Source organism: Bradyrhizobium sp. CSA112, assembly GCF_029051645.1.
Lineage (GTDB): Bacteria > Pseudomonadota > Alphaproteobacteria > Rhizobiales > Xanthobacteraceae > Bradyrhizobium.
In genome coordinates this window covers 1-21,387 of the sequence record NZ_JAACFS010000010.1, presented here as the reverse complement: position 1 = coordinate 21,387, position 21,387 = coordinate 1, and the positions used below count along the sequence as shown (strand labels likewise).

26 protein-coding genes are annotated in these 21,387 nt (G+C 63.7%); 13 read left to right on the top strand and 13 right to left on the bottom strand.

Going from position 1 to position 21,387, the window contains the following annotated elements; genetic code table 11:
- Positions 1-229: 229 nt before the first annotated feature.
- On the bottom strand, positions 230-586 hold the full coding sequence (locus GWE18_RS18865; RefSeq protein ID WP_275187211.1) for a hypothetical protein: 357 nt from the start codon (positions 584-586) through the stop codon (positions 230-232).
- Between GWE18_RS18865 and GWE18_RS18860 the strand changes: the two genes are divergently transcribed.
- From GWE18_RS18860 to GWE18_RS18830, 7 genes are all read left to right on the top strand, one after another.
- Entirely contained in the window at positions 578-1,696 is a 1,119-nt protein-coding gene (locus tag GWE18_RS18860; RefSeq protein WP_275187210.1) for an erythromycin esterase family protein, read from the top strand. The two genes, GWE18_RS18865 and GWE18_RS18860, sit on opposite strands and share 9 nt — an antisense overlap.
- Before the next feature lie 29 nt (positions 1,697-1,725).
- Positions 1,726-2,394 (top strand): phosphoribosyltransferase, encoded by a 669-nt coding sequence (locus tag GWE18_RS18855; RefSeq protein ID WP_342804272.1) that lies wholly within the window; start codon positions 1,726-1,728, stop codon positions 2,392-2,394.
- A 328-nt stretch (positions 2,395-2,722) separates the two neighbouring features.
- Positions 2,723-3,640: an ABC transporter permease gene (locus tag GWE18_RS18850; RefSeq protein ID WP_275187209.1), complete on the top strand. Its 918-nt coding sequence runs from the start codon at positions 2,723-2,725 to the stop codon at positions 3,638-3,640.
- Positions 3,637-4,518: an ABC transporter permease gene (locus tag GWE18_RS18845; RefSeq protein ID WP_275187208.1), complete on the top strand. Its 882-nt coding sequence runs from the start codon at positions 3,637-3,639 to the stop codon at positions 4,516-4,518. The genes GWE18_RS18850 and GWE18_RS18845 overlap by 4 nt, the downstream gene beginning before the upstream one ends.
- Complete coding sequence (locus GWE18_RS18840; protein WP_275187207.1) at positions 4,515-5,495, top strand: ABC transporter ATP-binding protein; 981 nt, start codon at positions 4,515-4,517, stop codon at positions 5,493-5,495. Before GWE18_RS18845 ends, GWE18_RS18840 begins: the two co-directional genes overlap by 4 nt.
- Positions 5,492-6,442 carry an oligopeptide/dipeptide ABC transporter ATP-binding protein gene (locus tag GWE18_RS18835; protein ID WP_057848971.1) on the top strand — a complete coding sequence of 317 codons (951 nt, stop codon included), beginning with the start codon at positions 5,492-5,494 and terminating at the stop codon, positions 6,440-6,442. The genes GWE18_RS18840 and GWE18_RS18835 overlap by 4 nt, the downstream gene beginning before the upstream one ends.
- A gap of 46 nt (positions 6,443-6,488) precedes the next feature.
- On the top strand, positions 6,489-8,018 hold the full coding sequence (locus GWE18_RS18830; RefSeq protein WP_275187206.1) for an ABC transporter substrate-binding protein: 1,530 nt from the start codon (positions 6,489-6,491) through the stop codon (positions 8,016-8,018).
- 183 nt (positions 8,019-8,201) lie between these two features.
- Here GWE18_RS18830 and GWE18_RS18825 read toward each other — a convergent pair whose 3' ends face one another.
- From GWE18_RS18825 to GWE18_RS18795, 7 genes are all read right to left on the bottom strand, one after another.
- A complete protein-coding gene (locus tag GWE18_RS18825; RefSeq protein ID WP_275187205.1) occupies positions 8,202-8,507 on the bottom strand; it encodes a hypothetical protein in 306 nt (101 codons plus the stop codon).
- Between the two features lie 14 nt (positions 8,508-8,521).
- Positions 8,522-9,577: a hypothetical protein gene (locus tag GWE18_RS18820; protein ID WP_275187204.1), complete on the bottom strand. Its 1,056-nt coding sequence runs from the start codon at positions 9,575-9,577 to the stop codon at positions 8,522-8,524.
- Positions 9,578-9,796: 219 nt separating this feature from the next.
- Entirely contained in the window at positions 9,797-11,272 is a 1,476-nt protein-coding gene (locus GWE18_RS18815) for an amidase (RefSeq protein ID WP_275187203.1), read from the bottom strand.
- Between the two features lie 122 nt (positions 11,273-11,394).
- Positions 11,395-11,673 carry a DUF1488 domain-containing protein gene (locus GWE18_RS18810; RefSeq protein WP_275187202.1) on the bottom strand — a complete coding sequence of 93 codons (279 nt, stop codon included), beginning with the start codon at positions 11,671-11,673 and terminating at the stop codon, positions 11,395-11,397.
- 47 nt (positions 11,674-11,720) lie between these two features.
- Positions 11,721-11,903, bottom strand: a complete 183-nt coding sequence (locus GWE18_RS18805; protein WP_275187201.1) for a hypothetical protein — start codon at positions 11,901-11,903, stop codon at positions 11,721-11,723.
- 84 nt (positions 11,904-11,987) lie between these two features.
- Positions 11,988-12,287, bottom strand: a complete 300-nt coding sequence (locus GWE18_RS18800) for a hypothetical protein (protein ID WP_275187200.1) — start codon at positions 12,285-12,287, stop codon at positions 11,988-11,990.
- A complete protein-coding gene (locus GWE18_RS18795; protein WP_275187199.1) occupies positions 12,280-12,549 on the bottom strand; it encodes a hypothetical protein in 270 nt (89 codons plus the stop codon). The genes GWE18_RS18800 and GWE18_RS18795 overlap by 8 nt, the downstream gene beginning before the upstream one ends.
- A gap of 193 nt (positions 12,550-12,742) precedes the next feature.
- Between GWE18_RS18795 and GWE18_RS18790 the strand changes: the two genes are divergently transcribed.
- Positions 12,743-13,549, top strand: coding sequence for a transglutaminase family protein (locus GWE18_RS18790; RefSeq protein WP_275187198.1), 807 nt, complete (start codon positions 12,743-12,745; stop codon positions 13,547-13,549).
- A gap of 114 nt (positions 13,550-13,663) precedes the next feature.
- Here GWE18_RS18790 and GWE18_RS18785 read toward each other — a convergent pair whose 3' ends face one another.
- On the bottom strand, positions 13,664-13,891 hold the full coding sequence (locus GWE18_RS18785) for a hypothetical protein (RefSeq protein ID WP_057849041.1): 228 nt from the start codon (positions 13,889-13,891) through the stop codon (positions 13,664-13,666).
- A 540-nt stretch (positions 13,892-14,431) separates the two neighbouring features.
- Between GWE18_RS18785 and GWE18_RS18780 the strand changes: the two genes are divergently transcribed.
- Both GWE18_RS18780 and GWE18_RS18775 read left to right on the top strand, forming a co-directional pair.
- Positions 14,432-14,671, top strand: a complete 240-nt coding sequence (locus GWE18_RS18780) for a hypothetical protein (protein WP_275187197.1) — start codon at positions 14,432-14,434, stop codon at positions 14,669-14,671.
- Between the two features lie 66 nt (positions 14,672-14,737).
- Positions 14,738-14,872, top strand: a complete 135-nt coding sequence (locus GWE18_RS18775) for a hypothetical protein (RefSeq protein WP_275187196.1) — start codon at positions 14,738-14,740, stop codon at positions 14,870-14,872.
- A 102-nt stretch (positions 14,873-14,974) separates the two neighbouring features.
- Here the strand turns inward: GWE18_RS18775 and GWE18_RS18770 are convergent, their stop codons facing one another.
- Both GWE18_RS18770 and GWE18_RS18765 read right to left on the bottom strand, forming a co-directional pair.
- Positions 14,975-15,937, bottom strand: a complete 963-nt coding sequence (locus tag GWE18_RS18770; RefSeq protein ID WP_275187195.1) for a VOC family protein — start codon at positions 15,935-15,937, stop codon at positions 14,975-14,977.
- Complete coding sequence (locus tag GWE18_RS18765; protein WP_275187194.1) at positions 15,934-16,560, bottom strand: hypothetical protein; 627 nt, start codon at positions 16,558-16,560, stop codon at positions 15,934-15,936. The genes GWE18_RS18770 and GWE18_RS18765 overlap by 4 nt, the downstream gene beginning before the upstream one ends.
- Before the next feature lie 84 nt (positions 16,561-16,644).
- On the opposite strand from GWE18_RS18765, the gene GWE18_RS18760 reads away from it, so the two are divergent.
- Together GWE18_RS18760 and GWE18_RS18755 are read left to right on the top strand one after the other, a co-directional pair.
- Positions 16,645-17,211 (top strand): thiamine pyrophosphate-binding protein, encoded by a 567-nt coding sequence (locus GWE18_RS18760; protein WP_275187193.1) that lies wholly within the window; start codon positions 16,645-16,647, stop codon positions 17,209-17,211.
- The gene (locus GWE18_RS18755) at positions 17,208-17,807 is read left to right on the top strand and encodes a thiamine pyrophosphate-dependent enzyme (protein ID WP_275187192.1); all 600 of its coding nucleotides are present in this window, start codon (positions 17,208-17,210) and stop codon (positions 17,805-17,807) included. Before GWE18_RS18760 ends, GWE18_RS18755 begins: the two co-directional genes overlap by 4 nt.
- Before the next feature lie 154 nt (positions 17,808-17,961).
- On the opposite strand, the gene GWE18_RS18750 is transcribed toward GWE18_RS18755, so the two are convergent.
- The gene (locus GWE18_RS18750) at positions 17,962-18,885 is read right to left on the bottom strand and encodes a LysR substrate-binding domain-containing protein (RefSeq protein WP_275187191.1); all 924 of its coding nucleotides are present in this window, start codon (positions 18,883-18,885) and stop codon (positions 17,962-17,964) included.
- 165 nt (positions 18,886-19,050) lie between these two features.
- On the opposite strand from GWE18_RS18750, the gene GWE18_RS18745 reads away from it, so the two are divergent.
- Positions 19,051-20,283, top strand: coding sequence for a rhodanese-like domain-containing protein (locus tag GWE18_RS18745; RefSeq protein WP_275187190.1), 1,233 nt, complete (start codon positions 19,051-19,053; stop codon positions 20,281-20,283).
- Positions 20,284-20,326: 43 nt separating this feature from the next.
- Here the strand turns inward: GWE18_RS18745 and GWE18_RS18740 are convergent, their stop codons facing one another.
- Positions 20,327-21,043, bottom strand: a complete 717-nt coding sequence (locus GWE18_RS18740) for a DNA-3-methyladenine glycosylase I (RefSeq protein WP_275187189.1) — start codon at positions 21,041-21,043, stop codon at positions 20,327-20,329.
- Positions 21,044-21,387 lie beyond the last annotated feature (344 nt).

Sequence of the window (21,387 nt, the reverse complement as noted above, 5' to 3'; positions counted from 1 at the left end):
GTTCGTTCCGGACAGCCATTTTTTGAATTCGTCCGGAACGTATCCGTGTCCTGCGAGTTATCGGGGCAAGGAGCAGGTAACCTTCAATCAATAAGAAGGTGAATGCTCCGAAAGCCCCGTCATCTCGCTGGAATGCGGATGGCGGGGTTTCTCTTTTTGAGGCTGGGTTTCGCGGTGCTGATGAAACACCGCATCCGCCGGCATACGTTCCGACCAATCTCCGGAACGCTCAACAGAAGTCCGGGTTGTTTCGGTGCAGCAGGCAAGCCGGATCGGCAGCGGCTGCGGCAGAGCCGAGCAGCATCGGATGCGCGATTTTCGCCGCGATCGGCTCGAGCCATTGGAGGTCTGAGCCATGGCCGGCTTGACGCCCAGCGAACGAGCCCGTGAACAAAGCCAGGCATCGCTCACCGAGATATTGCATCGTCATGGCGAAAGCCTGCCGGCGCCCGAGCGTGCCGGTGAATTCGGCGCCCAGTTCGCCCGTTTCGGCGATGCCCGGATCGTACTGCTCGGGGAAGCGACGCATGGCAGCTCGGAGTTCTATCGGGCGCGCGCCGCCATTACTCGCGAACTGGTGCAGCATCACGGATTCTCCATCGTCGCGGTCGAGGCGGACTGGCCGGACGCGGCGCGCATCGATCGCCATGTGCGGCATCACGCGCGCGCGACCGGGAGAGGTGCGGCATTCGCGCGTTTCCCGACCTGGATGTGGCGCAATGCCGAGATGGTGGAATTCGTCGACTGGCTGCGGGCGCACAACGGCAATCTGCCGCCGGAGCGGCGCGTCTCGTTCCACGGGCTCGACGTTTACAGCCTGGGCGCTTCCATTGCCGCGGTTCTTGAATATCTCGATCGCATCGATCCGGACGCAGCCAAGGCCGCGCGCCGCCGCTACGGCTGCCTGACGCCGTGGCTGGACGAGCCGACTGCTTATGGCCGCGCCGTCCTGTATGGCCACCGCGATACTTGCGAGGACGAGGCGGTGGCGCAGCTCACCGAGCTGCTGCGCAGTCGCCTGGCCTATAGTGCAGAGGACGGCGATGACTTCTTCGACGCGGTCCAGAACGCCCGGATCGTTCGCGCAGCCGAGCATTACTACCGCATCATGTATCGCGGCTCGCGAGAATCCTGGAATTTGCGCGACCGGCACATGTTCGACACCTTGCAGGGGCTGCTTCAGCGCGACGCCGGTGCGAAGGCGATCGTCTGGGCCCACAACTCTCACATCGGCAATGCCGCCGCTACTGCCATGGGCTGGCAGGGCGAGTTCAACATCGGCGAACTTTGCCGCACCGCCTATGGGGATGCCGCGGTCCTGATCGGCTTTGGTACCGATCGCGGCACGGTTGCCGCGGCGAGTGATTGGGACGCGCCGATGCAGGTCAAGACCGTGCTTCCGGCGCGCCATGACAGCTATGAATATGCCTTCCGGAAGACGGGATTGGCCCGAACGCTCACCGACTGGCGTGGGCTGGCCCGGCGCGAACTCGTCGAGGCGCTGCGTCAACCGATGCTGGAGCGGGCGATCGGCGTCATTTACCGGCCGGAAAGCGAACTCACCAGCCACTATTTCCAGGCGGTCCTTGCCGAACAGTTCGATGCCTATGTGTGGTTCGAGGAGACGCGGGCGGTGACACCGCTGCCCGCCCGGCATGAACAAGGCGTGCCGGAAACGTATCCATTTGGGCTCTAGATGCAGTCTGTCGCTCGCAAGGAGCGCCCATGATGTTTGGACAGGACAGCTTCAGCGATCGACGCGAGGCCGGACGCCAGCTCGCGGCGGCGCTCGCGCACTTCCGTGACGCCAATCCGTTGATTCTCGCGTTGCCGCGCGGTGGCGTTCCCGTCGCTTTCGAGGTCGCAAAGTCGCTCGCCGCGCCGCTCGACCTCCTGCTGGTGCGCAAGATCGGCGCGCCCGGGCATGAGGAGCTTGGCATCGGTGCCGTGGTGGACGGCCGGAACCCGCAACTCGTGCTCAATTGGGAGGTCGTCGACATGGTCGCTCCGCCGCCGGGCTATATCGCCGCGGAACAGAAGCGGCAACTCGCCGAAATCGAACGCCGTCGACTTCTCTATCGCAGCGAGCAGCCCGCCGCCGATACCATCGGGCGCACCGTCATCGTGGTTGACGACGGCATCGCCACCGGCGGAACAGTGAAGGCGGCGCTGCGAGGCGTGCGACAAAGCCGGCCGAGGCGCCTCATTCTCGCCGTGCCGGTCGCTCCGCAGGACAGTCTCGATGAAGTCGCGGCGGAATGTGACGAGGTCGTGTGTCTCCTGACCCCCGATCCGTTCTACGCCGTCGGTGCGTACTACGCCGACTTTGCCCAAACGACCGACGGAGAGGTGATCCGCCTGCTCAAGGAAGCGCAGCAGATGAGCCATTCATAGCTCGCCGCAAATCGACCAAAATCGGCAGGGGCGGCCGCTCGAGGCGGCCACAAGCCGCTTGCCGTGCGTTGGCATACACATTGCATCCGCTTCAATGCATTCGCCTCAAATGGGATGGCACGGGTACACGATCGCGCGCCACCTTCCCTCAACGCCCAGCTTCGATCGTCCTTTGCCGAAGCCAACATTCCGGGATCCCCCACGGTGCACGAAATTTCGTCGCCTCCCTTGCATGGAGCAATAGTTTGATGACACCGTTGCGCTCGCTTCGGGGATGGCTGCCGGCCTGTGATCGCGCGTTCCGGGTCGCGAGTGGAGCCTTTGATATATGTTGCGTCTGATTGCCCGGCGTCTTGCTCTCGGTGTGCTGGTCGCGCTCACCGTGATGACGCTTGCATTCCTGCTGACGCGGCTGTCCGGCGACCTCGCGGTTTCGATCGCGGGCCCGTCGGCAACGCAAGCCGACGTCGAAATCGTGCGCAAGGCCTATGGCCTCGATCGCCCGCTCTACATCCAGTTCTTCGCGTGGACCGGCCGCGCCATGGTCGGCGATTTCGGCCAGAGCTACTTCTTCAAGGACAGTGTGGCTAACCTGATCCAGAAGCGTCTGCCGATCACGCTCACGCTCGGCCTTGTGGGCTTAAGCCTCGCCTTGATCATCTCGCTTCCGCTCGGCATCCTGGCGGCGCTGCGCGAGAACACCTGGATCGATCGCAGCGTCACCATGTTCACGATGGTGGGGCAGGCGGTCCCGAGTTTCTGGCTCGCATTGATCCTGATGATCGTGCTCGGCCTGCAACTCGGCATTCTGCCGATATCAGGCACCGGCACCTGGCAGCATTTCGTGATGCCGGGGATCGTGCTTGCCTTCACGGCGATCCCGGCCCTGACGCGGCTCACACGCTCTGGCATGATCGAGGCTATGGCCTCGGACTATATCCGCACCGCCCGCGCCAAGGGCCTGTCGCGGGCGCGCATCATCTTCAAGCACGCGCTGCGTAACGCCGCCATTCCCGTCGTGTCGATTGCAGCGGTCCAGCTTGGCTTCATGCTGGGCGGCTCAATCGTCATCGAGACGGTGTTCGCGCTGCATGGCGTCGGCTATCTCGGCTGGGAGAGTATCGCCAAGAACGATTTCCCCGTGGTGCAGGCGGTGGTGCTGGTGCTCGCCGTGTTCTACATCGGCCTCACTTTGCTGGCCGACATCCTCAATGCACTGCTCGATCCGAGGCTGCGCACGGGATGAGCGAACCGATTGCCATTCAGGCGCCCCAGCCTTCAAGCATAGGTAGCTCGCGCATCGGCACCGCCGGCTTTGCGATCGGGATCGCCATCGTCGCGCTCGTCGTCGCAGCCGCGGTCGTCGGCAACGCACTGGTGCCGCAGGACCCGTTCACCCAGGATCTCGGCAACCGCCTCAAGCCGCCGTTCTGGATGGAGGGCAGCCAGGCCGGGCACCCGCTCGGCACCGACCAGCTCGGCCGGGATTATCTCGCCCGGCTGGTCTATGGCGCGCGCATTTCGCTCCTGATCGGCATCATGACGGTGATCACATCAGGGTTGATCGGTATCACGCTCGGCGTGCTCGGCGGCTTCTTCGGCGGCCGCGTCGACGACGTCGTGCTGTTCGCCATCACGACACGATTGTCGATTCCCGTCGTGCTGGTCGCGCTCGCGGTGGTCGGGCTGATGGGATCGGGCCTTGGGCTTGTCGTCGCGACCCTTGGGCTGCTGTTATGGGATCGCTTCGCCGTCGTGGCCCGCGCCACCACCATGCAGGTTCGCAACCACGACTATGTCAGCGCCGCCTGGTGCGCCGGCGCCTCGACGTCGCATATCCTAATCAGGGAGATCCTGCCGAACATCGCCAGTCATCTCGCCGTTGTGGCAACCCTGGAGATGGCGCTGGCGATCCTGCTCGAAGCCGCTCTGTCGTTCCTCGGCCTCGGCGTGCCGCCGCCGCTGCCGTCCTGGGGACTGATGATCGCCGAGGGCAAGGACTACATGTTCTTTTCACCCTGGGTGATCATGATCCCCGGCGTCGCGCTGCTGGTTCTGGTGCTCGGCATCAATCTGGTCGGCGACGGACTGCGCAATCTGCTCGGCGCGGAGCGGCTGCGATGAGCGCGCTTTTGGAGGTCGAGGAGCTTCAGGTGACGTTCGGCGGCCGCACCGCGGCGGTGCGCGGCGCTTCGTTCCGCGTCGAGAAGGGCGAGACCCATTGCCTGGTCGGCGAATCCGGTTGCGGCAAGTCGGTGACGGCGCTGGCGGTGATGAGCCTGCTTGCGCGCGGCGGCCACCGTTCGGCGAAACGGATGAGCTTTGCCGGCACTGACCTCACGTCACTGTCGGACCGCGAAATGGCGCGCCTGCGCGGCAATCGCATGGCGATGATCTTCCAGGAGCCGATGACCAGCCTCAACCCCGCCTTCACGATCGGCTCGCAGATGGCCGAGGTGCTGACGCGCCACAAGGGCGGCTCGCGCGCGGCGGCGCTGGACCGCGCGGCCGAACTGATGGGCCGCGTCGGCATTACCGCACCCGGGATGCGGCTCGGCCAGTTTCCGCACCAGCTCTCGGGCGGCTTGCGTCAGCGCGTCATGATAGCGATGGCGCTGATGTGCGATCCCGAACTATTGATCGCCGACGAGCCGACTACCGCGCTCGACGTCACCGTGCAGGCGCAGATCCTGCGGCTGCTCGCCACCCTCAAGCGCGAGTTCGGCCTCTCGATCCTGCTGATTACCCATGACCTCGGCATCGTCGCGCGCGTCGCCGACCATGTTTCAGTGATGTATGCCGGCGAGGTGGTGGAGCGCGCGACGACCGCGGAACTGTTCCGCGCGCCGCAGCACCCCTATACGCGCGGGCTGCTGTCCTGCGTGCCGGTGCCGGGCCGCGTGCAGCGCGACCGGCCGCTTGGTTCGATCCCCGGCGTGGTGCCGGCGATCGGGTCAGGCTTCACCGGTTGCGCCTTCCGCTCGCGCTGCGCCCATGCCGACGAGACATGCGCGCACGCGATTCCGCGGCGGCAGGCGGGCAATGCGCACGACTATCTTTGCCGGCTCGAGCCGGACTGGGCGGAGTTGCAACCCGCATGACCGCCGCGATCGAGGTCGAGAAGCTGCGATGTGAGTTCCGCGTCCACACCGGGTTGATGTCGGCGGAAAAGCGCGTGGTCGCGGTCGACGACGTGACCTTCAGCGTGCCGGCGGGCAGCGTGCTCGGCGTCGTCGGCGAGTCCGGCTGTGGCAAATCCACGCTCGCGCGCATGATCCTCGGTCTGCTGAAGCCGACGGCAGGGACCGTGCTGGTCGACGGCAAGCGCTTGTTCGATCTCGACCGCAAGGCGCGTGCCCGGCTGATCCAGCCCGTATTCCAGGATCCATTCGCCTCGCTTAACCCGCGCCGGAGCATCAAGGACATTGTGGCACTACCGCTGGAAGCCCAGGGCACATTCTCGCGCGGTGAGATCGGGCGCCGGGTCGGCGGCATTCTCGAGCGTGTAGGCCTTTCGGCCGCCATGGGCGAGCGCATGCCCGCGCAACTCTCCGGCGGGCAACGCCAGCGGGCGGCGATTGCGCGGGCGCTGGTGCTGGAACCGCGGATCGTGATCTGCGACGAGCCGACCAGCGCGCTCGACGTCTCGGTGCAGGCGCAGATCCTCAATTTGCTGGCCGATCTGCGCCGCGACCTCGGGCTGACCTATCTCTTCATCAGCCATAATCTTGCCGTCGTGGAGCACGTGGCGAGCGAAGTCGCGGTGATGTATCTCGGCCGGATTGTCGAGCGCAACGAAACCGACGCACTGTTTCGCGAGCCCCGGCATCCCTATACGCAGGTGCTGCTGGAAAGTGTGCTGACACCGGAGCCGGGCAAGGGTGTGCCGGACATCGGCCTCGGCGACGCCATGCCGGATCCGGCCAATATTCCGCCGGGTTGCCGGTTCAACCCGCGGTGCCGCATCGCAGTCGAACGCTGCCGCCATGAGGCACCAACGCGCATGGTCCGGCCTCCCCAGGGAATGGTAGAGTGTCATCTGGCCTAAGGCGTGCTTCACGCCGTTTCACAAAACACTGATAATGGAGGGCGATATGCGTATGCAAAACAAGCTCGGCGGCGCAATTCTGGTAGCGGCTTTGCTCGGCGTCGGTGTGGCGCCCGCGGCGGCGCAGAAATCCGCCGATACGCTGCGGATCGTGATGCGCGACGCGCTTCCCAACATCGACCCCTTCTACAACAACCTGCGCACCGGCGTGGTGATGCACCACCAGGGCTGGGACGCGCTGGTCTATCGCAATCCGGATACCTTCAAGCTCGAGCCGCTGCTGGCAACCGAGTGGAAGCTCCCGGATCCGACCACGATCGAGTTCACACTGCGGCCGGGCGTCAAGTTCCACGACGGCAGCGCGTTCACGGCCGACGACGTTGTCTACACCATCAACCTCGTGGCCGATCCGGCGAGCCGGGTATCGACGCCGTCCAACTACAACTGGATCGACAAGGCGGAAAAGACCGGCGATCTTTCGGTGCGCGTCAAGCTCAAGCGGCCGAATCCCGCGGCGCTCGAATATTTTGCGCTGGTGCTGCCGATCTATCCCAAGGCCTATCGCGAGAAGGTCGGCGCGGAAGGCTACGCCAAGGCGCCGGTCGGCGCAGGCCCGTACAAGATCACCAAGGTCGAGCCCGGCGTCTCCATCGACTTCGAGCGGTTCGACGATTACTGGGCCGGCAGTCCGAAGGGCAAGCCGGCGATCAAGAAGATGAGCGTGCGCTTCGTGCCGGATGCCGGCACCGAGATGACGGAATTGCTCGCCGGCCGCGCCGATTGGATCTGGAACATGAACCCGGATCAGCTCGAGCCCGTGAACCGGATGCCGCATTTGCAGGCCGTGCGGAAAGAATCGATGCGGATCGGCTACCTCTCGCTTGACGCCAGCGGCCGGACCGGCGCCGACAATCCCCTGACCAAGCAGAAGGTGCGTCAGGCGATCTGGCATGCGATCGACCGCAAGGCGATCGCCGACAAGCTCGTCACCGGCGGCAGCCGCGTTCCGTCTGCGCCCTGCTTCCCCTCGCAGTTCGGCTGCGATGCCGAGGCCGCGGTGGCCTACGACTACGATCCCGCGAAGGCAAAGAAGCTTCTGGCGGAGGCCGGCTATCCCGACGGTTTTGAGGTGGAGCTTGCAAGCTACGTGCTGCCGCAATGGGGATCATCCGTTCAGAACTACCTGCATGCGGTCGGCATCCGCGCCAAGCTCAACCAGCTCCAGACCGCGGCGCTGATCCAACGCGCCAAGGCGGGCGAGCTGCGCGCCTATCTCGGTAGCTGGGGCAGCTACTCGATCAATGACGTCTCGGCCATCATGCCCAACTTCTTCGATGGCGGCGCCGACGACTATGCTCGCGATGCGGACGTGCAGAAGGCGCTGCTCCAGGGCGGATCATCCATCAACCCGGAGGTGCGCAAGGAGGCTTATTCGATGGCGATCAAGAAGATCACCGAACAGGCCTACTGGGCGCCGCTGCACACCTATGTGACGACCTACGGCCACTCCAAGCAGCTCGACTTCACGCCGTACCCGGACGAGCTGCCGCGCTTCTATCTGGCGAAGTGGAAGTAGGGCAGGGCGCTGATACAACGGCCCGGGCAGCGCTACTTGGCCCGGGCCGCCTCCGCGCGGGGGAAGCGCGGCAAACAAGTCCGCGCGACCCTCATTGGCCTGCTGGCGATCGCCTGGACGTCGAGCCGACGCTCTTCCACCCCAGCGTCGGCACGCAAGGACCGAGTGCGGCGGGTGATGCGCCTATCGTCTTAGGTCGTCGATGCCCAATTCCGTCCACATCCAGCCGAAGCTGTAACTCGCCATCGCAGTGTCGGATTCTCCGGCCTTGGCCGTCCGGTTTTCCATCATCTTGAGCCAGTCGACGACTTTTGCGCGTCCGCTTTTGGTCTTGACCGCGGCGCGCGGCGATTTGTTTCCGAGCATCGGGACCGGCTCATCGAGCGTGTCGCGATAATGTCGGTCCATGTGTTCGTGGACGATGGCGCACCGCTCCTCCTCGGAAAGATCAATCTGCTGCGGTTCATCAGCATCGCCTGACTCTAACATTTGCTCGATAGTTTCTATCTCGACCGCGGGCTGCCCGACGCGCTCTCCGAGTATCGCGGACAACAGTTCACGCCCTGTTCCGAACGCTCCAGGGAATTGACGGAAAGCACCAGGGTTCTGCCGTTCAGCTCCAGGCTACCGAGCGACAGCGCGCCGTCGTCGCACGTCGATTCGATGGTCAGGGATTTCGACGGTCGGGCTCGGGCGGCCGCTGCAACAGCGCGCGTCTTTGGGCGGACCCAATTCCATTGCGTGGCGGTTACCGGCCGGAGATCGGCGCACGAATCCAGCGCGGTGCGTATATCGTCCTCCGCCGTGCCGTTGGCGAGCGGATAGCAAGCCGTGCATTGCTTCAGTTCATCGCCATCGGTGTTGCGCAAGTCGGGAGTTTTCGGCTGGAGGGTCCGATCGATCGCGTCGAGGAGCCAGTAGGTCGTGAATACCGCGCTCACTGCACGCAGCCTTTGAGTCTCCGAAAGCCTGGCGATCGCAACTGGATCGAAATCCTCTCCGATCTCCCTGGCAAGTGCCTGCTTTTCCTTCCTGGTTAGCTTACCCATGCTGCGGAGGCCTTCGATGAGATCCTCCGACGTCTCGTACTCGTACGGCAATACGGCGCCGCTGATCTGCGCCTGCTGCCCCACTTGAATGACACGCCCGGCGAAGCGGTCCCATTGTTTGAGGGAGCGGGTTGCCGATCGCTCGCTGATCAGGACTGGGTCGCCTCCGCGCACGAGGTCGCGCGCGCGGAACGATTTGTCGAGGACGACATCGCTTACTTCATAGAGACTGACCACGGAATTTCGCAATGCGGTGATATAGGCGCGAACAGTTGCGGTTTCCTTCCATCCGCGGTGCTTCAGATAGTCGTCGACGATATTGCTCCCGTCGTCGAATTCCCGCGTCAGCATGTCCTCGAAGGCGCAGGCCCAGACCGTGCTCATGAAGAGATCCTTGCCGACGATCGACAGGATGTCGCCGGGCTCGAGGTCGGTCTCCTCGCAGGTGGGCAGCACATGCTCTTCAAGGACTGCTTCAAACTGGTCGCGCCATTCTTCGCGCTTGCCCATTTCATCAGCCCGCCGAGCAAATGCTTGCGTGCCATAGTTCTGCTCCACCATCGGTCGCGGTCCGCGCCATCACTCTATCTTTGCGACGGAAGTCTGCAATCACTGGCGGAGAAATCAACAGGAGTTCGTCAATGCCGGAATGCCTTTGGGGTCTTTCTTGCTGCGACGGAATGGATTGCTTCGCTTGCGCTCGCAATGACGGTTGAGATCAACCGCCGCTCACCCCGTCGTCACATGCACGCCGGGCTTCTGCCCGGCATTCCACTTGCCACCGATCGCCCGTTCGATCTGCGCGGCCAGTTGCAACAATAGCCCGTCATTGGCCTGCTTGGCGATTGCCTGAATGCCGAGCGGCAGGCCGTTGTCGTGGGCTGCGAGCGGCAGCGAGATCGCGGGGATGCCGCAGAGATTAGCGAGCGGCGTGAAGGCAAAATTACGCCAGAGGTTGCCGAACCAGTCCAGCACCGACGGATTGTCGCTGATGGTGAGATATTCCGTGGTGCCTACTTTCGGCGTCGGCAACGCCGTAATCGGGGTCAGGATGATGTCCCAGTCCTCGAAGAAGGCGCCGAAGCCGCGCGAGGTCGTGTTGAACACCGCCTGCATGCGGGCCCGGTCGGCAAAGCTGATATGCCGGCCGGCCTCCCAGATCCGGATATTGACGGGCTCGATGAGATCGGCCGGCGGCCGCTCCAGTCCCCGCGGCGCGAGCATGTTGCCGATCACGACCGCAAAATTGCTGATGTAGCAGGTGGTCTGCGCAGCGAAGGCGTCGCGATAATTCACGTCAGGCAACGCGTAATCGACATGATGGCCGAGGCCCTCCAGAAAACGTCCCGCCTTTTCCAGCTCGGCGGCGATATGCGGCGTCGCCTGATAGTCGCCCCACTGGTGCGAGAGCGCGACTTTCAGCCGCGCGGGATCGCGCGAGATCATCCTCGTATAGGGCTCCGGCGAACTCCAGAACGGCATGAATTCGCCCGGCGCGGGACCGCGGCAGGCATCGATGAAGGCCGCGGTGTCGCGCACCGTGCGCGACTGGCAGCCCTGGATGGAGACCAGGCCGCTGAGATCGGACAGATGCGGCGATAGCGAGAACACGCCGCGCGACACTTTCAGCCCGATATTGCCGTTGACGCCGGCGGGAATCCGGATCGAGCCGCCGCCGTCGGTCGCATGCGCGATCGGGACTGCGCCGGCGGCGACCATCGCGGCGCTGCCGGCCGACGATCCGCAGGTGGTGTAGTCGGTATTCCAGGGGTTGCGCGTGACATAGACGGCGGGATTCTCCGCGGAACTGCAGACCCCGAATTCCGGCGTGGTGGTGCGCCCGATCAAATTGAGCCCGGCCGCGCGCATTTTCGTCGTCAGGAATGTGTCGGCCGCGGCGCGGTTGCCGCGCATATAGAGCGAGCCCATTTCCTGCAGGCGGCCCTTCAATGTCGGGCCGAGGTCCTTCATCAGGAAGGGCAGGCCGGCAAACGGCCCGTCGAGATTGGTGCCGTCGGTGCCGGGATCCGTGACCGCATCCTCGAACACTTCGACGACGGCTGAAAGCGGGGGATCGACCTTGGCGATCGCCGCAGCCGCCTGCGCCGCCAGTTCGGCAGCCGTCAGTTCGCCCTTCGCGATGCGTGCCGCCAGCGCAACGCCGTCATGCACGGCCCATTCATCCCAGCTCATCGGCAAGTTCATGCAATCGGTCCCCCCTCGAAAATAGCTGGGACCTTAGAACATGATCGGGGAAAGGCGGAACTGTTTTTCAACGGTCCGCAGATCGGTTCATCGCGACCTTCCCGAAGGCCGTTGAGCCGTTTTCAGGAACGGAAATCTATGCTGCGCACGATGATGCCGGGGGGAGTGCCTTCGAACTCCCGCGCCTGGAATTTGCGGGAGGCGCACGCCTCGATCCGGTCCCGCAGGCGCGCGAACTGTTGCTCGCGCTGGTCTGCCGGCGTCCGCGGCACGTGTTCCAGAGCATCCATCGCCGAAGCGCTGACGGCGCAGGGCACTTCCCTGGCGCCGTCCATCATGGAGAACAGCAGGACCATCCGGTCGTCGTCATAGCCTCGGATGTTGCCGCGCGCGAACGTCATCAGGCTCTCCTCCCGAAACGGAACGATCTTACCATCGACTTATCCGGCTAGCCCTTCCTTTTTGTTACCGGCGGCGGATTGATTTCTGCGATCCTGCGCAGGCAGTCCGCTTCGGAAGAATGCGGGCCCGAGACGAAGGTTCCACTGACCTTGGTCGAGTACCAGCCGGACTCGACCCCGAGGCGAAGCGATTCTTCCGTCATGACGTGACGAGGCGAGAGATTTTGCATCAGGTGCTTTCAGTTGGGCCGTCCGATTCTGGTCGGAACGGGCGGGATAAAGGAGCTGGTCGTTGCGGCCGGACATTGCTTTGTTCAGGTCTCTTCTCCCGAGAGGCGGGTAAGATCCGCGAGCACCGCGGCCACGAGGTCGCGGTGATGCGTGTCGGTCGGCGCCAGACCGGCCGAGTACAGATTGAGCACGTAACGCGCCTTGGCTACCGCCTCGGGCCACGACGCGGCCGGCGCGGCGAGGATCTCGATTTCGACAACGCCCTGTCTGTCACGCAGCAGCTTCGCGTTGGCCTCGACTTCGGCAAGGATGCGGCGGATATCGGTTGCCTTCTGCGCTGCCATGCCGCGATGTTTGTCGAGCTCGATCGGGGTCTCAGTCACGCGGCGCGCTCGCATCGATGCGTTGCGCGTCGGACAGATCAACCGAACTGATCGAGATCATTTCCATCGCGGAACGTTGCGGCGGCTCGCCGGGAATCATGATCATGGTAGCGACACGCCGAAAGCACGGGAACGAAAGGCCCTCGATCATCTCCTCGTCGGTAATGATTTCGTAAGCTCCCGGCGCGAGCTCTCGGTCGACACCCTTGATGCGGAACGGGTGCCTGAAATGAACCGTTTCCCGTCGCGTGCGCGTGGTCATGCCGGCAGCCTCGCGTATCTGCGCACGAAGACATCATGTTTTGCGGACATCGTCGCACCGTGCGCGCTTTTGCAGCAATTAGCTATCGTTTTCTTCGGCACTGGCCGCATTCGGCTGAACAAGGCAGCCAGCGCCTTGTATTGGATGATTTCGTAGCCATTTCGAGCAGTCAGCAGCCGGAAAGGGCTTTCGAGTGAAGATTCGCGTCGGATTCGAAATGCTATACGATTTTCCGCAGCCGACGCCGATGATCATGGTGCTGGGCACACACTTCACCCGTGCGTCCGATGTCATCGTGCCGGACTTCCTCACCACCGACCCGGTCGTCGAGATCACGCCCTATCGCGACATGTTCGGCAATTGGTGCAGCCGCATGGTTGCGCCTGCCGGCCGCGTGCGTCTTGCGGCCGATGGTGTCGTTCGCGACAGCGGTCTGCCCGATCCGGTGTTTACGTCCGCGCTTCAGCACGCGGTCGAGGATCTGCCCGCGGATACCCTGGTCTATCTGCTTGGCAGCCGCTATTGCGAGACCGACCGGCTTTCGGAAATCGCCTGGCAATTATTCGAGAAGACGGCGCCGGGCTGGGCGCGGGTCCAGGCGATCTGCGATTTCGTCCACCGTCACATCGCCTTCGGATACGAGCACGCCCGCGCCACCAGGACGGCGTGGGAGGCTTACGAGGAAGGCAAGGGCGTTTGCCGCGATTACGCCCATCTCGCCGTTACGTTCTGCCGCTGCATGAACATTCCCGCGCGCTATTGCACGGGCTATCTCAGCGACATCGGCACGCCGAAACCCTGGCCCGCTGGCGATTTCGCCGGCTGGTTCGAAGCCTATATCGGCGGACACTGGCGCACTTTCGATCCGCGCAACAACGTGCCGAGGATTGGTCGCATCCTGATCGCACAGGGCCGCGACGCCTCCGATGTGCCGATCACCCAGACCTTCGGGCCAAATACATTGGTCGGCTTCAAGGTCTGGACCGACGAGGTTGCGTGACGAGGGATCGTGCCGCGTCGACCCGCTTGATCTGCCGCAGTTGCTGAGATGGAGGAGGCCGGCTGGTAGGGGGCTTGCTCCGCCCGGACGATAGCGGCGCGACAGCCAGCTTTGCTAGCTCACCAAGGTACGCACCTTCATGGCGGCATCGTAGATCTGGACCTGAAGCATCGGATAGGCGGTCTTCAGCTTGCGGCCGGAGGCTTCCGCAGCCTCGACCGTGTCAAATTGCGACTTGAAATGGCCGTCGACAATCGTCGCGAACCCTTCGGTCGGAGGCCTGTCGGCCCGCACCGCCTTCTTCGGCTCAGGTTCTTCAATGGAAAGTAGGGGTTTTTTCATCGTCATTCCTTTCGCGTTCACCGCGATGATCCCGTTGGATCCGGCTGAGGGGCTGGTCTGAATCGGCGGCGGCATAAGATGGAGAGATGTTGTCCGATCTTGCCGGAGATTAGCTGGGCCGCGTCAGAATCGACCCAGACGCCCCTCGCCGTGCGGCTTGGATGGGCGGTGATCAGTGTAGCAGACGCTCTTTCCGCCGCGATGTCGAGGGAAATCCCGCGGCCAGCGAAGGCAAAGGGTCGGCGCTTATGACGCGGCTCCAGCATCGATCACAGCAAGCGGCACGTGGCCAAATGTGCGTCCTGTGGCGCTTTGGCGCTCGCTATCCGCGGCACCTAAGCCTAGAGTTCACCCATCACCGCGTTTTCCATGGCGTCCATCGGTGACTGAGAGTAACGAGCGCTCCCGCCGAGAAGGGAGCTTCCGTTGTCTCGATTTCGCTTGGCCGACTGGATCGTGCCGCCGGTCATCGTCCCGCTCTTCCTTTTTCTGTTGGTGGTGGCAGCGGCGATCCTGAATGGATAGGTCCGGAGGCAAGCCATGAGCGTCAGACCCTTCAAGACCGCCGCCGAACTCCAGGATATGATTGTCGAGCAGGCAAGGGCGCTTCATGGTCCCTGGCCTTCGGGGATGACGATGTTTGTATTCGACGATGCTTACGGATGGAGCGCGAGCATCAGTCGGCCAACGTCGGAGGGCGATAATTTCTATCGCACCTGCACGCTCGATCTGATCAGGACGTTGAAGGTCAGATATGACCTGGACGCGCCTCGCCTGTAGTCGACGACGACACCAAAAGCCGGATCTGCATTAGTTCCGGCGTCACCTTCAACCCAGGAGATCGACATGGCTAAAGGCGAACAAAGGGGCAATCGGGAAGTCAAGAAACCCAAGAAGGAGAAGATCAAGGTGATTGCCGCGGCGCCAAGCCAGAAGACCGGCGGCTGGCAGCCGACCTTGGGGTCCGGCAAGAAGAAATAATGCTCGATGCCCCCTGGCGGGGACGGATCTCATTTTCCGCCCCGCAGTCGCATGGCCTATCGGACCATGCCGGGCAGGGGCCATCGACGATCGCTGCCCGCGTCAGACTTTGATCAGCCGCACCTTGGTGCCCCAGGGATCGGCAGTCTCGATGCCGTTCTCGATCGCCGCAGCCGGCGCACCGGTTTGCCGCAAACGTTGCTCCTGCGCTTGCAGGATTTCCGGCGATGCGATCTCCAGCGAAAACCACGCAAGCCCCGTGGCCGTATCGTCGCGCTGGCTCGCGCCGGAACTCTGCCAGACGTTGAGGCCGAGGTGATGATGATAGCGCCCCGAGGACAGGAACGCCGCGCCGCTGCGCTTACGCGTCGGATCGAAACCGATGACGCCACTGTAGAAGCGGTCCGCCTGTTCGAGATCGCCGACCCGCAGGTGCATATGGCCGATGCGCAAGTCATCGGGGGCCTTGGCATAGCTGGTCGTTCGCGTATCCGTCAGCGCCAGGAGGTCGTCGATGTCGAGCTGGTCGGTTGCCATCGCGACCGAGCTGCCATCCCATTTCCAGGTCTCGGGCGCGCGATCGGCGTAGACTTCGATGCCGTTGCCTTCGGGATCGTCGAGATAGACGGACTCGCTGACGAGGTGATCGGCGAAGCCGGACAGCGGAACCTTGTTCTTCGCTGCGTGCACCAGCCAGCGCGCGAGATCCTTGCGCGTCGGCATCAGGAACGCGGTGTGATAGAGGCCTGCCGCGTTCCGCGCCTCGGCGGAGGCGCCCGCGCGTAAGGAGAGATCGAGCAGCGGCACGCCGCCCGCGCCGAGACGGGCGCCGGTTGCCGTGCGCTGCATGACGGTAAGCCCGATCGCGTCGCGATAGTAATCGGCGACGAGATCGAGGTTGCGTACGCGCAAGGTCACCATGCCAACCCGCATCGGCGTCCGGTTGGCGAAGGTCGGGCCGCCGCCTGACGTGCCCTCGGCCCGCGCTGCAGCGGTGGCCGCCGCGCTCAGCGTGGAGGCGCCGGCGAGGTGAAGCAACGTGCGGCGGGTCAGGTCGATGGTCATGAAGGCTCCTTCTGGCAATCGCCACAGCGAAGCAAATCTTGCGCCGGATTCCAAGCCGAAGTAATGCCGCTCCCGTCGTCATTCCGGGGCGCGACGAAGTCGCGAGCCCGGAATCCATTGGGCAGCACGTTCTGCGGTGAAATGGATTCCGGGCTCGATGCTGTGCATCGCCCCGGAATGACGGCGACAAAACCACTTGTCGGGCAAATCACCAAAAACCTGTCCAGTCCCCTTTGCAAAAATATTCCGCTTAACTTGCCGGGCAGTTCATGCCGCGAGATCGCGAGGCCATACTCACTTGTCGTCACCCGCGAATGCGGGTGATCCAGTATTCCAGAGACGTCAATGCTTGAACCGATAGGCCGCGGCGTACTGGATCCCCCGCCTTCGCGGGGGATGACGGTCTTTTGCCGCGCGACCTCCACGTCATTGCGAGCCAACCGGTCGCGCGAATGCGCGCCCGATGACAGGCTCCGCGAAGCAATCCATGTCTCGGCGTGTGGCGCGATGGATTGCTTCGCTTCGCTCGCAATGACGGCGTCGAGCGAGTGCCTCACGGGATGCCCTGTGGGCAGCCAGGGCGTCCACCCACCCCAGCCTTTCAATTTTGCGATAGAAGCCATGTCCACATTCAAATTCCTTGAATCCCCGCCGCGATCTATTCTCCGTGCAACTCAAGTCAGGAATCGCAGAGGAAATGGAGCCCGATGGCGGAAGCAGCAAAATCACGGAGCGAGGCGCCGGCCGCGCTGCCGACATGGTCGGATGAGATCTACCGCGTGCTCAAGGACGCCGGCATTCGCCAGGTCGCCATGGTGCCGGATGCCGGCCACAGCCGTCTGATCCGCTCGTTCGAGGCCGATCCCGAAACCCGCGTCGTGACGTTGACGACGGAAGAGGAAGGCGTGGCAATGCTGGCCGGTGCGTGGCTCGGCGGCGAGCGCGGTGTTCTGCTGTTGCAATCGAGCGGCGTCGGCAACTGTATCAACATGCTGTCGCTGCCCGTCATCTGCCACATGCCGCTATTGATGATCGTCACCATGCGCGGCGACTGGGGCGAGTTCAATCCGTGGCAGATCCCGATGGGGCAGGGGACACGCCCTTCGCTCGAGGCCATCGGCGTGATCGTGAACAAGGTGGATGAGCCTGATCTCGTGGCCTCCACCGTGCAGGGCGCGGCGAACCTCGCCTTCAACACCTGGAAACCGGTGGCGGTCCTGATCGGACAGCGCGTGCTCGGCGCCAAGAATTTCAAGGAGCTTGCCCGCAAATGACCAATCCGAACGCGCTTCTGCATCGCCGCGACGTCGTCAACGAATTGTTGCGTGACCGCGCCGATCTCCTCGTCATCGCCGGCCTCGGCGCGCCGAATTGGGATGTCTCCGCCGCCGGCGATCATCCCAACAACTTCCCGCTCTGGGGCGCCATGGGCGCCGCTGCCATGATCGGGCTTGGGCTGGCGCTGGCGCAGCACAAACGCAAGGTGCTCGTGATCACCGGCGACGGCGAAATGCTGATGAACATCGGCTCGCTCGCGTCAATCGGCGTGGAGGCGCCGAACAATCTCACGATCGCCGTGCTCGACAATGAGCGCTTCGGCGAGACCGGCATGCAGAAAACCCCGACGGCTTCCGGCGTCGACCTCGCCGCCATCGCAACCGCCTGCGGCATCCGCACCTCGCGCATCGTGCGCACGATGGCCGAAGTCACCGAGCTGCGCGGCCTCGCGCATGCGGGAAGGGGAACGGCATTTGCGCAGATCAAGATCAATCCCGAGGCGCTGGTGTTCGTGATGCCGCCGGCCGACGGTGTCATCCTGACGACGCGCTTCCGGCAATCGGTGTTGGGAGACGAGGCGCTGTTTAATTGAGGGGGCGCTACGACCAAACTCGTCATGCCCGGCCTAGTGCCGGGCATCCACGTCTTTGGTGGACCTTGCAAAGACGTGGATGGCCGGGACATCTGCGCGAAGACGCGCTTCGCGCTTTAGCCCGGCCATGACGAGGCAGGAGTGCCCGGCAGCATTACGCCGTCATGTTGATCTTCCAGCGCCCCTCCCGGGAGAGCTGCTGGATCTCCGACACGATCAGCGTCGCAATCGTCGTCGTTGCGATCGAGGGCGGATGGGCGATCGGCGAGGCCAGGATCAGTTCACGCGACACAGAAGGGCTCACGGCCGCCATCTCCAGTCGCTTCGCCGCCACTTCGGTGCGGATGGCCGAGGGCGGCAGCAGCGTATAGCCGAGCCCCTCCTCCATCAGGCTGATCTGGGCGCGGTAGGAATCGACCTCGATCGTGGCGTCGAGCTTCAGCTTCTCGCGCGCCAGCGCCTTCTCCAAGAGCGCCCGCAAACCGTGCGAGATGCTGGGCAGGATCAGCTTCTGCTTCACCAGCCATTTGAGATCGACCTGCTTCCGCTTGTTCAAGCCCGAGCCCGGCGGCCCAACGGCGACGATATCCTCGCGGCCGATGGACTGGACCTGAAGATGCAGATCGACCGCCGGCCCATAGATGATCGCGAGATCCATTTCGCCGCGATGCAGCCACTCGACCAGATGGCCGCCATAGCTCTCCACGATGCGCAGCGAGACGTCGGGATACTCATTGAGGACACGACGGGCGAACCGCCCGGACAGCACCGCGCTTACCGTCGGCACCAGCCCGAGGATGACGCGGCCCGACGGATTGCCGTTCGCCGATTTGAGGTCGTCGCTGACCTGCTCGACCTGACGGATCAGGCCGGTAGTGCGGTCGAGCAGCATCCGGCCGGCGCTGGTCAACAGCATGCCGCGCCCGTTGCGGACGAACAGCTCGACGCGAAGCTCGTGCTCCAGCAGCTTGATATGCCGGCTGAGCGCTGGCTGCGCGGCGCGCAGCCGGTCGGCTGCCTTGCTCAGGCTGCCGAGCTCGGCGACGGCGCGGAATGTGCGCAATTGTTTGAGGTCCATCGGGTGCCTAGCTGTTCATCTGTCTGATATCATACGCCGTTTCCGGGACGTCGGTGCAATCAGTTCAATGTTCGATGACATGAGAGTTAATGGCCTCGGCCGGCGTGACGCGCCGCTCTCGATGCTATTAATGGAGCAACGATCCTCACCCGGAATCCACGATCCATGACCGTCCCCTCTGTCAGCCCCTCACAAGTCCGCACCGCGCTGCTGCTGCGCGAAGAAATCGCGCTGCTCGATGTCAGACACGAGGCCGTCTTCGCCGCCGGCCATCCCCTGTTTGCCGCCAACATGGCGGCCGACCGGATTACGCTGGAGGCCGAAGCGCGTCTGCCGCGCAAGGACGTTCTGATCGTTCTCTATGATGACGGCGCGGGCCTCGTTGCCGTGGCGGCGGAGCACCTGAAGGATTTGGGCTACGGCAATGTCCGCCAACTCGACGGCGGGCTGCAGGGCTGGAAGAAGGCCGGCTATGAACTGTTCCAGGACGTCAATTCCTATGCCAAGGCGTTCGGCGAACTGGTGGAGCATCGCCGCCACACGCCTTCGCTGGCCGCCGAGGAAGTCAGCGCCCTGATCGCGAGCGGCGCCAACATTCAAATCCTCGACGTCCGCCGGTTCGACGAATACGCGACCATGAATATCCCGGGCTCGATCAGCGTGCCCGGCGCAGAACTGGTGCTGCGCGCCGGCCGCGCCGCGCCGGAACCCGAAACCACCATCATCGTCAATTGCGCCGGCCGCACCCGCTCGATCATCGGCACCCAGTCGCTGATCAATGCCGGCGTCACCAACAAGGTGCGGGCGCTGCGCAACGGAACGATCGGCTGGACGCTGGCCAAGCAGAATCTCGAACATGGTTCGAACAGGCGCGGCGAGATCGGCGCGATCGCACACGGTGTAGCCAATGCGCGCGACGTCTCCTATCGCGCCGGCGTTCGGCACATCGGCCTTGCGGAGATGGCGGCGCTGCAGGCGCAGGCCGATCGGACGCTGTATCGTTTCGACGTGCGCTCGGAGGAGGAATACGCCGCGGGCCATCTCGCGGGCTTCCGCCATTATGCGGGCGGTCAACTGGTGCAGGAGATCGACATGGCCGCCCCGGTGCGCGGCGCACGCATCGTGCTGACGGACAATAGAAGCGTCCGAGCCGACATGACCGCGTCCTGGCTCGCGCAGATGGGATGGGAGACCTATGTGCTCGAAGGCGGCTATGATCGCGCACTCGAGATCGGGCCGCCGCAGGTGATTCCAAAGCCCGATCCGTCACACCGCTATCGCCGTCCCTACGAGGGCACCGACGTCAAGGAAAGCGCGATGCAGGCCTATCTCGACTGGGAATACGGCCTCGTCGAACAGCTCCGCCGCGACGCCACGCATGGATTCGTCGTCATATAATGGAGGAAGATCGCGTAGGATGGGTGGAGCGGAGCGATACCCATCAATCGTCTGCGCCCATGCTCGCCAGCTTCTCGGCAGTGTAATTCTCGCCGATCGACAGCGCGCAAATCCGCGAGAGCTGCACGTAAGCAAGCCCGGTCTCCTCGGCCCACTCGTTGAACTGCGCCTGCACCTTGGCGAGGTCGCGCTTGGAGGTGACGGTCTCAGCGATGTCGAGCCCGGCATCGCGCAGGCACAGCACCACGTCCCCTGAGGTGACGAACCCGTCCCAGCCGAGGAAGCGCAGCATCATCTGTCCCGTATTGCCGCCGAGCCGGCTGCCGCGCTTGGCCAGCAATTCGAGCAGGCCGGCTTCGTCCGAGGACGGCCAATTGGCGAGGAACTTGCCGAAACTGCCATGCTCCTTGGCGATCTCCCGGACGAAGCTTGCATTGGCGCGCACCGACATGATTTTGGCGCCGTTGCGGACGATCCGCGTGTCCTTCATCAGATCATCCCAGAACTCGTCCGGCTTCAGCGTGAGCGGACCCGGCTTGAAGCCGAGAAACGCCTTCTCGAATCCTGCCCATTTGTTCTCGATCACGCTCCAGGCAAAGCCTGCCGAGAACACCCGCTTGGTCATTTCGGCCAGGATCCGGTCGTCACTGAGCTTGGCGAGCGCCTTCGGGTCAGGCTTTGCTGGCAGCAGCTTGGCGAGCGCCTTGGGGCCGCCCTTGCGCTTCTCGGCGCGGGCGCGAATGGTCTTGAACGCGGTCACGGTGCACGGCCCCCTTGAAAGACGGCTGATGTGAAAAACAGGCGCGAAACGCCTCAAAACCGCAGTGTAGCCGATCGTTCCGGGATTCCCAGCGTCGCGGTGCATGCTGCGTGAAAGGTTAACCGCCGCAGAAGTGATCGGCTGATCTGCAAAGAATGGATGGCGTACTGGCTGGTTTTCGCCTAAAGCATCCCCACCTCAATAAAATCGGTCAGGCCGTACGGCTGCGCTTCGTGAAACGCGCAGCTTCGAGCCATTTCGGTTCGGGGCGGTATTCAACATTTTCCGGCTGATAGAGCCAACCAGGGTCTGACATCTCGTGACATTATTGCCCACCCACCCGC

Excerpts from the sequence above, each read along its gene's own strand:
- GWE18_RS18775 (WP_275187196.1), top strand. The coding sequence starts at position 14,738 with ATGGCTAAAGGCGAACAAAGGGGCAATCGGGAAGTCAAGAAACCCAAG.
- GWE18_RS18845 (WP_275187208.1), top strand. The coding sequence starts at position 3,637 with ATGAGCGAACCGATTGCCATTCAGGCGCCCCAGCCTTCAAGCATAGGT.
- GWE18_RS18825 (WP_275187205.1), bottom strand. The coding sequence starts at position 8,507 with ATGTTAGAGTCAGGCGATGCTGATGAACCGCAGCAGATTGATCTTTCC.
- GWE18_RS18805 (WP_275187201.1), bottom strand. The coding sequence starts at position 11,903 with ATGCAAAATCTCTCGCCTCGTCACGTCATGACGGAAGAATCGCTTCGC.
- GWE18_RS18780 (WP_275187197.1), top strand. The coding sequence starts at position 14,432 with ATGAGCGTCAGACCCTTCAAGACCGCCGCCGAACTCCAGGATATGATT.
- GWE18_RS18820 (WP_275187204.1), bottom strand. The coding sequence starts at position 9,577 with ATGGGCAAGCGCGAAGAATGGCGCGACCAGTTTGAAGCAGTCCTTGAA.
- GWE18_RS18850 (WP_275187209.1), top strand. The coding sequence starts at position 2,723 with ATGTTGCGTCTGATTGCCCGGCGTCTTGCTCTCGGTGTGCTGGTCGCG.
- GWE18_RS18795 (WP_275187199.1), bottom strand. The coding sequence starts at position 12,549 with ATGACCACGCGCACGCGACGGGAAACGGTTCATTTCAGGCACCCGTTC.
- GWE18_RS18810 (WP_275187202.1), bottom strand. The coding sequence starts at position 11,673 with ATGACGTTCGCGCGCGGCAACATCCGAGGCTATGACGACGACCGGATG.
- GWE18_RS18750 (WP_275187191.1), bottom strand. The coding sequence starts at position 18,885 with ATGGACCTCAAACAATTGCGCACATTCCGCGCCGTCGCCGAGCTCGGC.
- GWE18_RS18855 (WP_342804272.1), top strand. The coding sequence starts at position 1,726 with ATGATGTTTGGACAGGACAGCTTCAGCGATCGACGCGAGGCCGGACGC.
- GWE18_RS18815 (WP_275187203.1), bottom strand. The coding sequence starts at position 11,272 with ATGAACTTGCCGATGAGCTGGGATGAATGGGCCGTGCATGACGGCGTT.
- GWE18_RS18865 (WP_275187211.1), bottom strand. The coding sequence starts at position 586 with ATGCTGCACCAGTTCGCGAGTAATGGCGGCGCGCGCCCGATAGAACTC.
- GWE18_RS18760 (WP_275187193.1), top strand. The coding sequence starts at position 16,645 with ATGGCGGAAGCAGCAAAATCACGGAGCGAGGCGCCGGCCGCGCTGCCG.
- GWE18_RS18745 (WP_275187190.1), top strand. The coding sequence starts at position 19,051 with ATGACCGTCCCCTCTGTCAGCCCCTCACAAGTCCGCACCGCGCTGCTG.
- GWE18_RS18785 (WP_057849041.1), bottom strand. The coding sequence starts at position 13,891 with ATGAAAAAACCCCTACTTTCCATTGAAGAACCTGAGCCGAAGAAGGCG.
- GWE18_RS18840 (WP_275187207.1), top strand. The coding sequence starts at position 4,515 with ATGAGCGCGCTTTTGGAGGTCGAGGAGCTTCAGGTGACGTTCGGCGGC.
- GWE18_RS18770 (WP_275187195.1), bottom strand. The coding sequence starts at position 15,937 with ATGACCATCGACCTGACCCGCCGCACGTTGCTTCACCTCGCCGGCGCC.
- GWE18_RS18765 (WP_275187194.1), bottom strand. The coding sequence starts at position 16,560 with ATGGCTTCTATCGCAAAATTGAAAGGCTGGGGTGGGTGGACGCCCTGG.
- GWE18_RS18830 (WP_275187206.1), top strand. The coding sequence starts at position 6,489 with ATGCGTATGCAAAACAAGCTCGGCGGCGCAATTCTGGTAGCGGCTTTG.
- GWE18_RS18755 (WP_275187192.1), top strand. The coding sequence starts at position 17,208 with ATGACCAATCCGAACGCGCTTCTGCATCGCCGCGACGTCGTCAACGAA.
- GWE18_RS18835 (WP_057848971.1), top strand. The coding sequence starts at position 5,492 with ATGACCGCCGCGATCGAGGTCGAGAAGCTGCGATGTGAGTTCCGCGTC.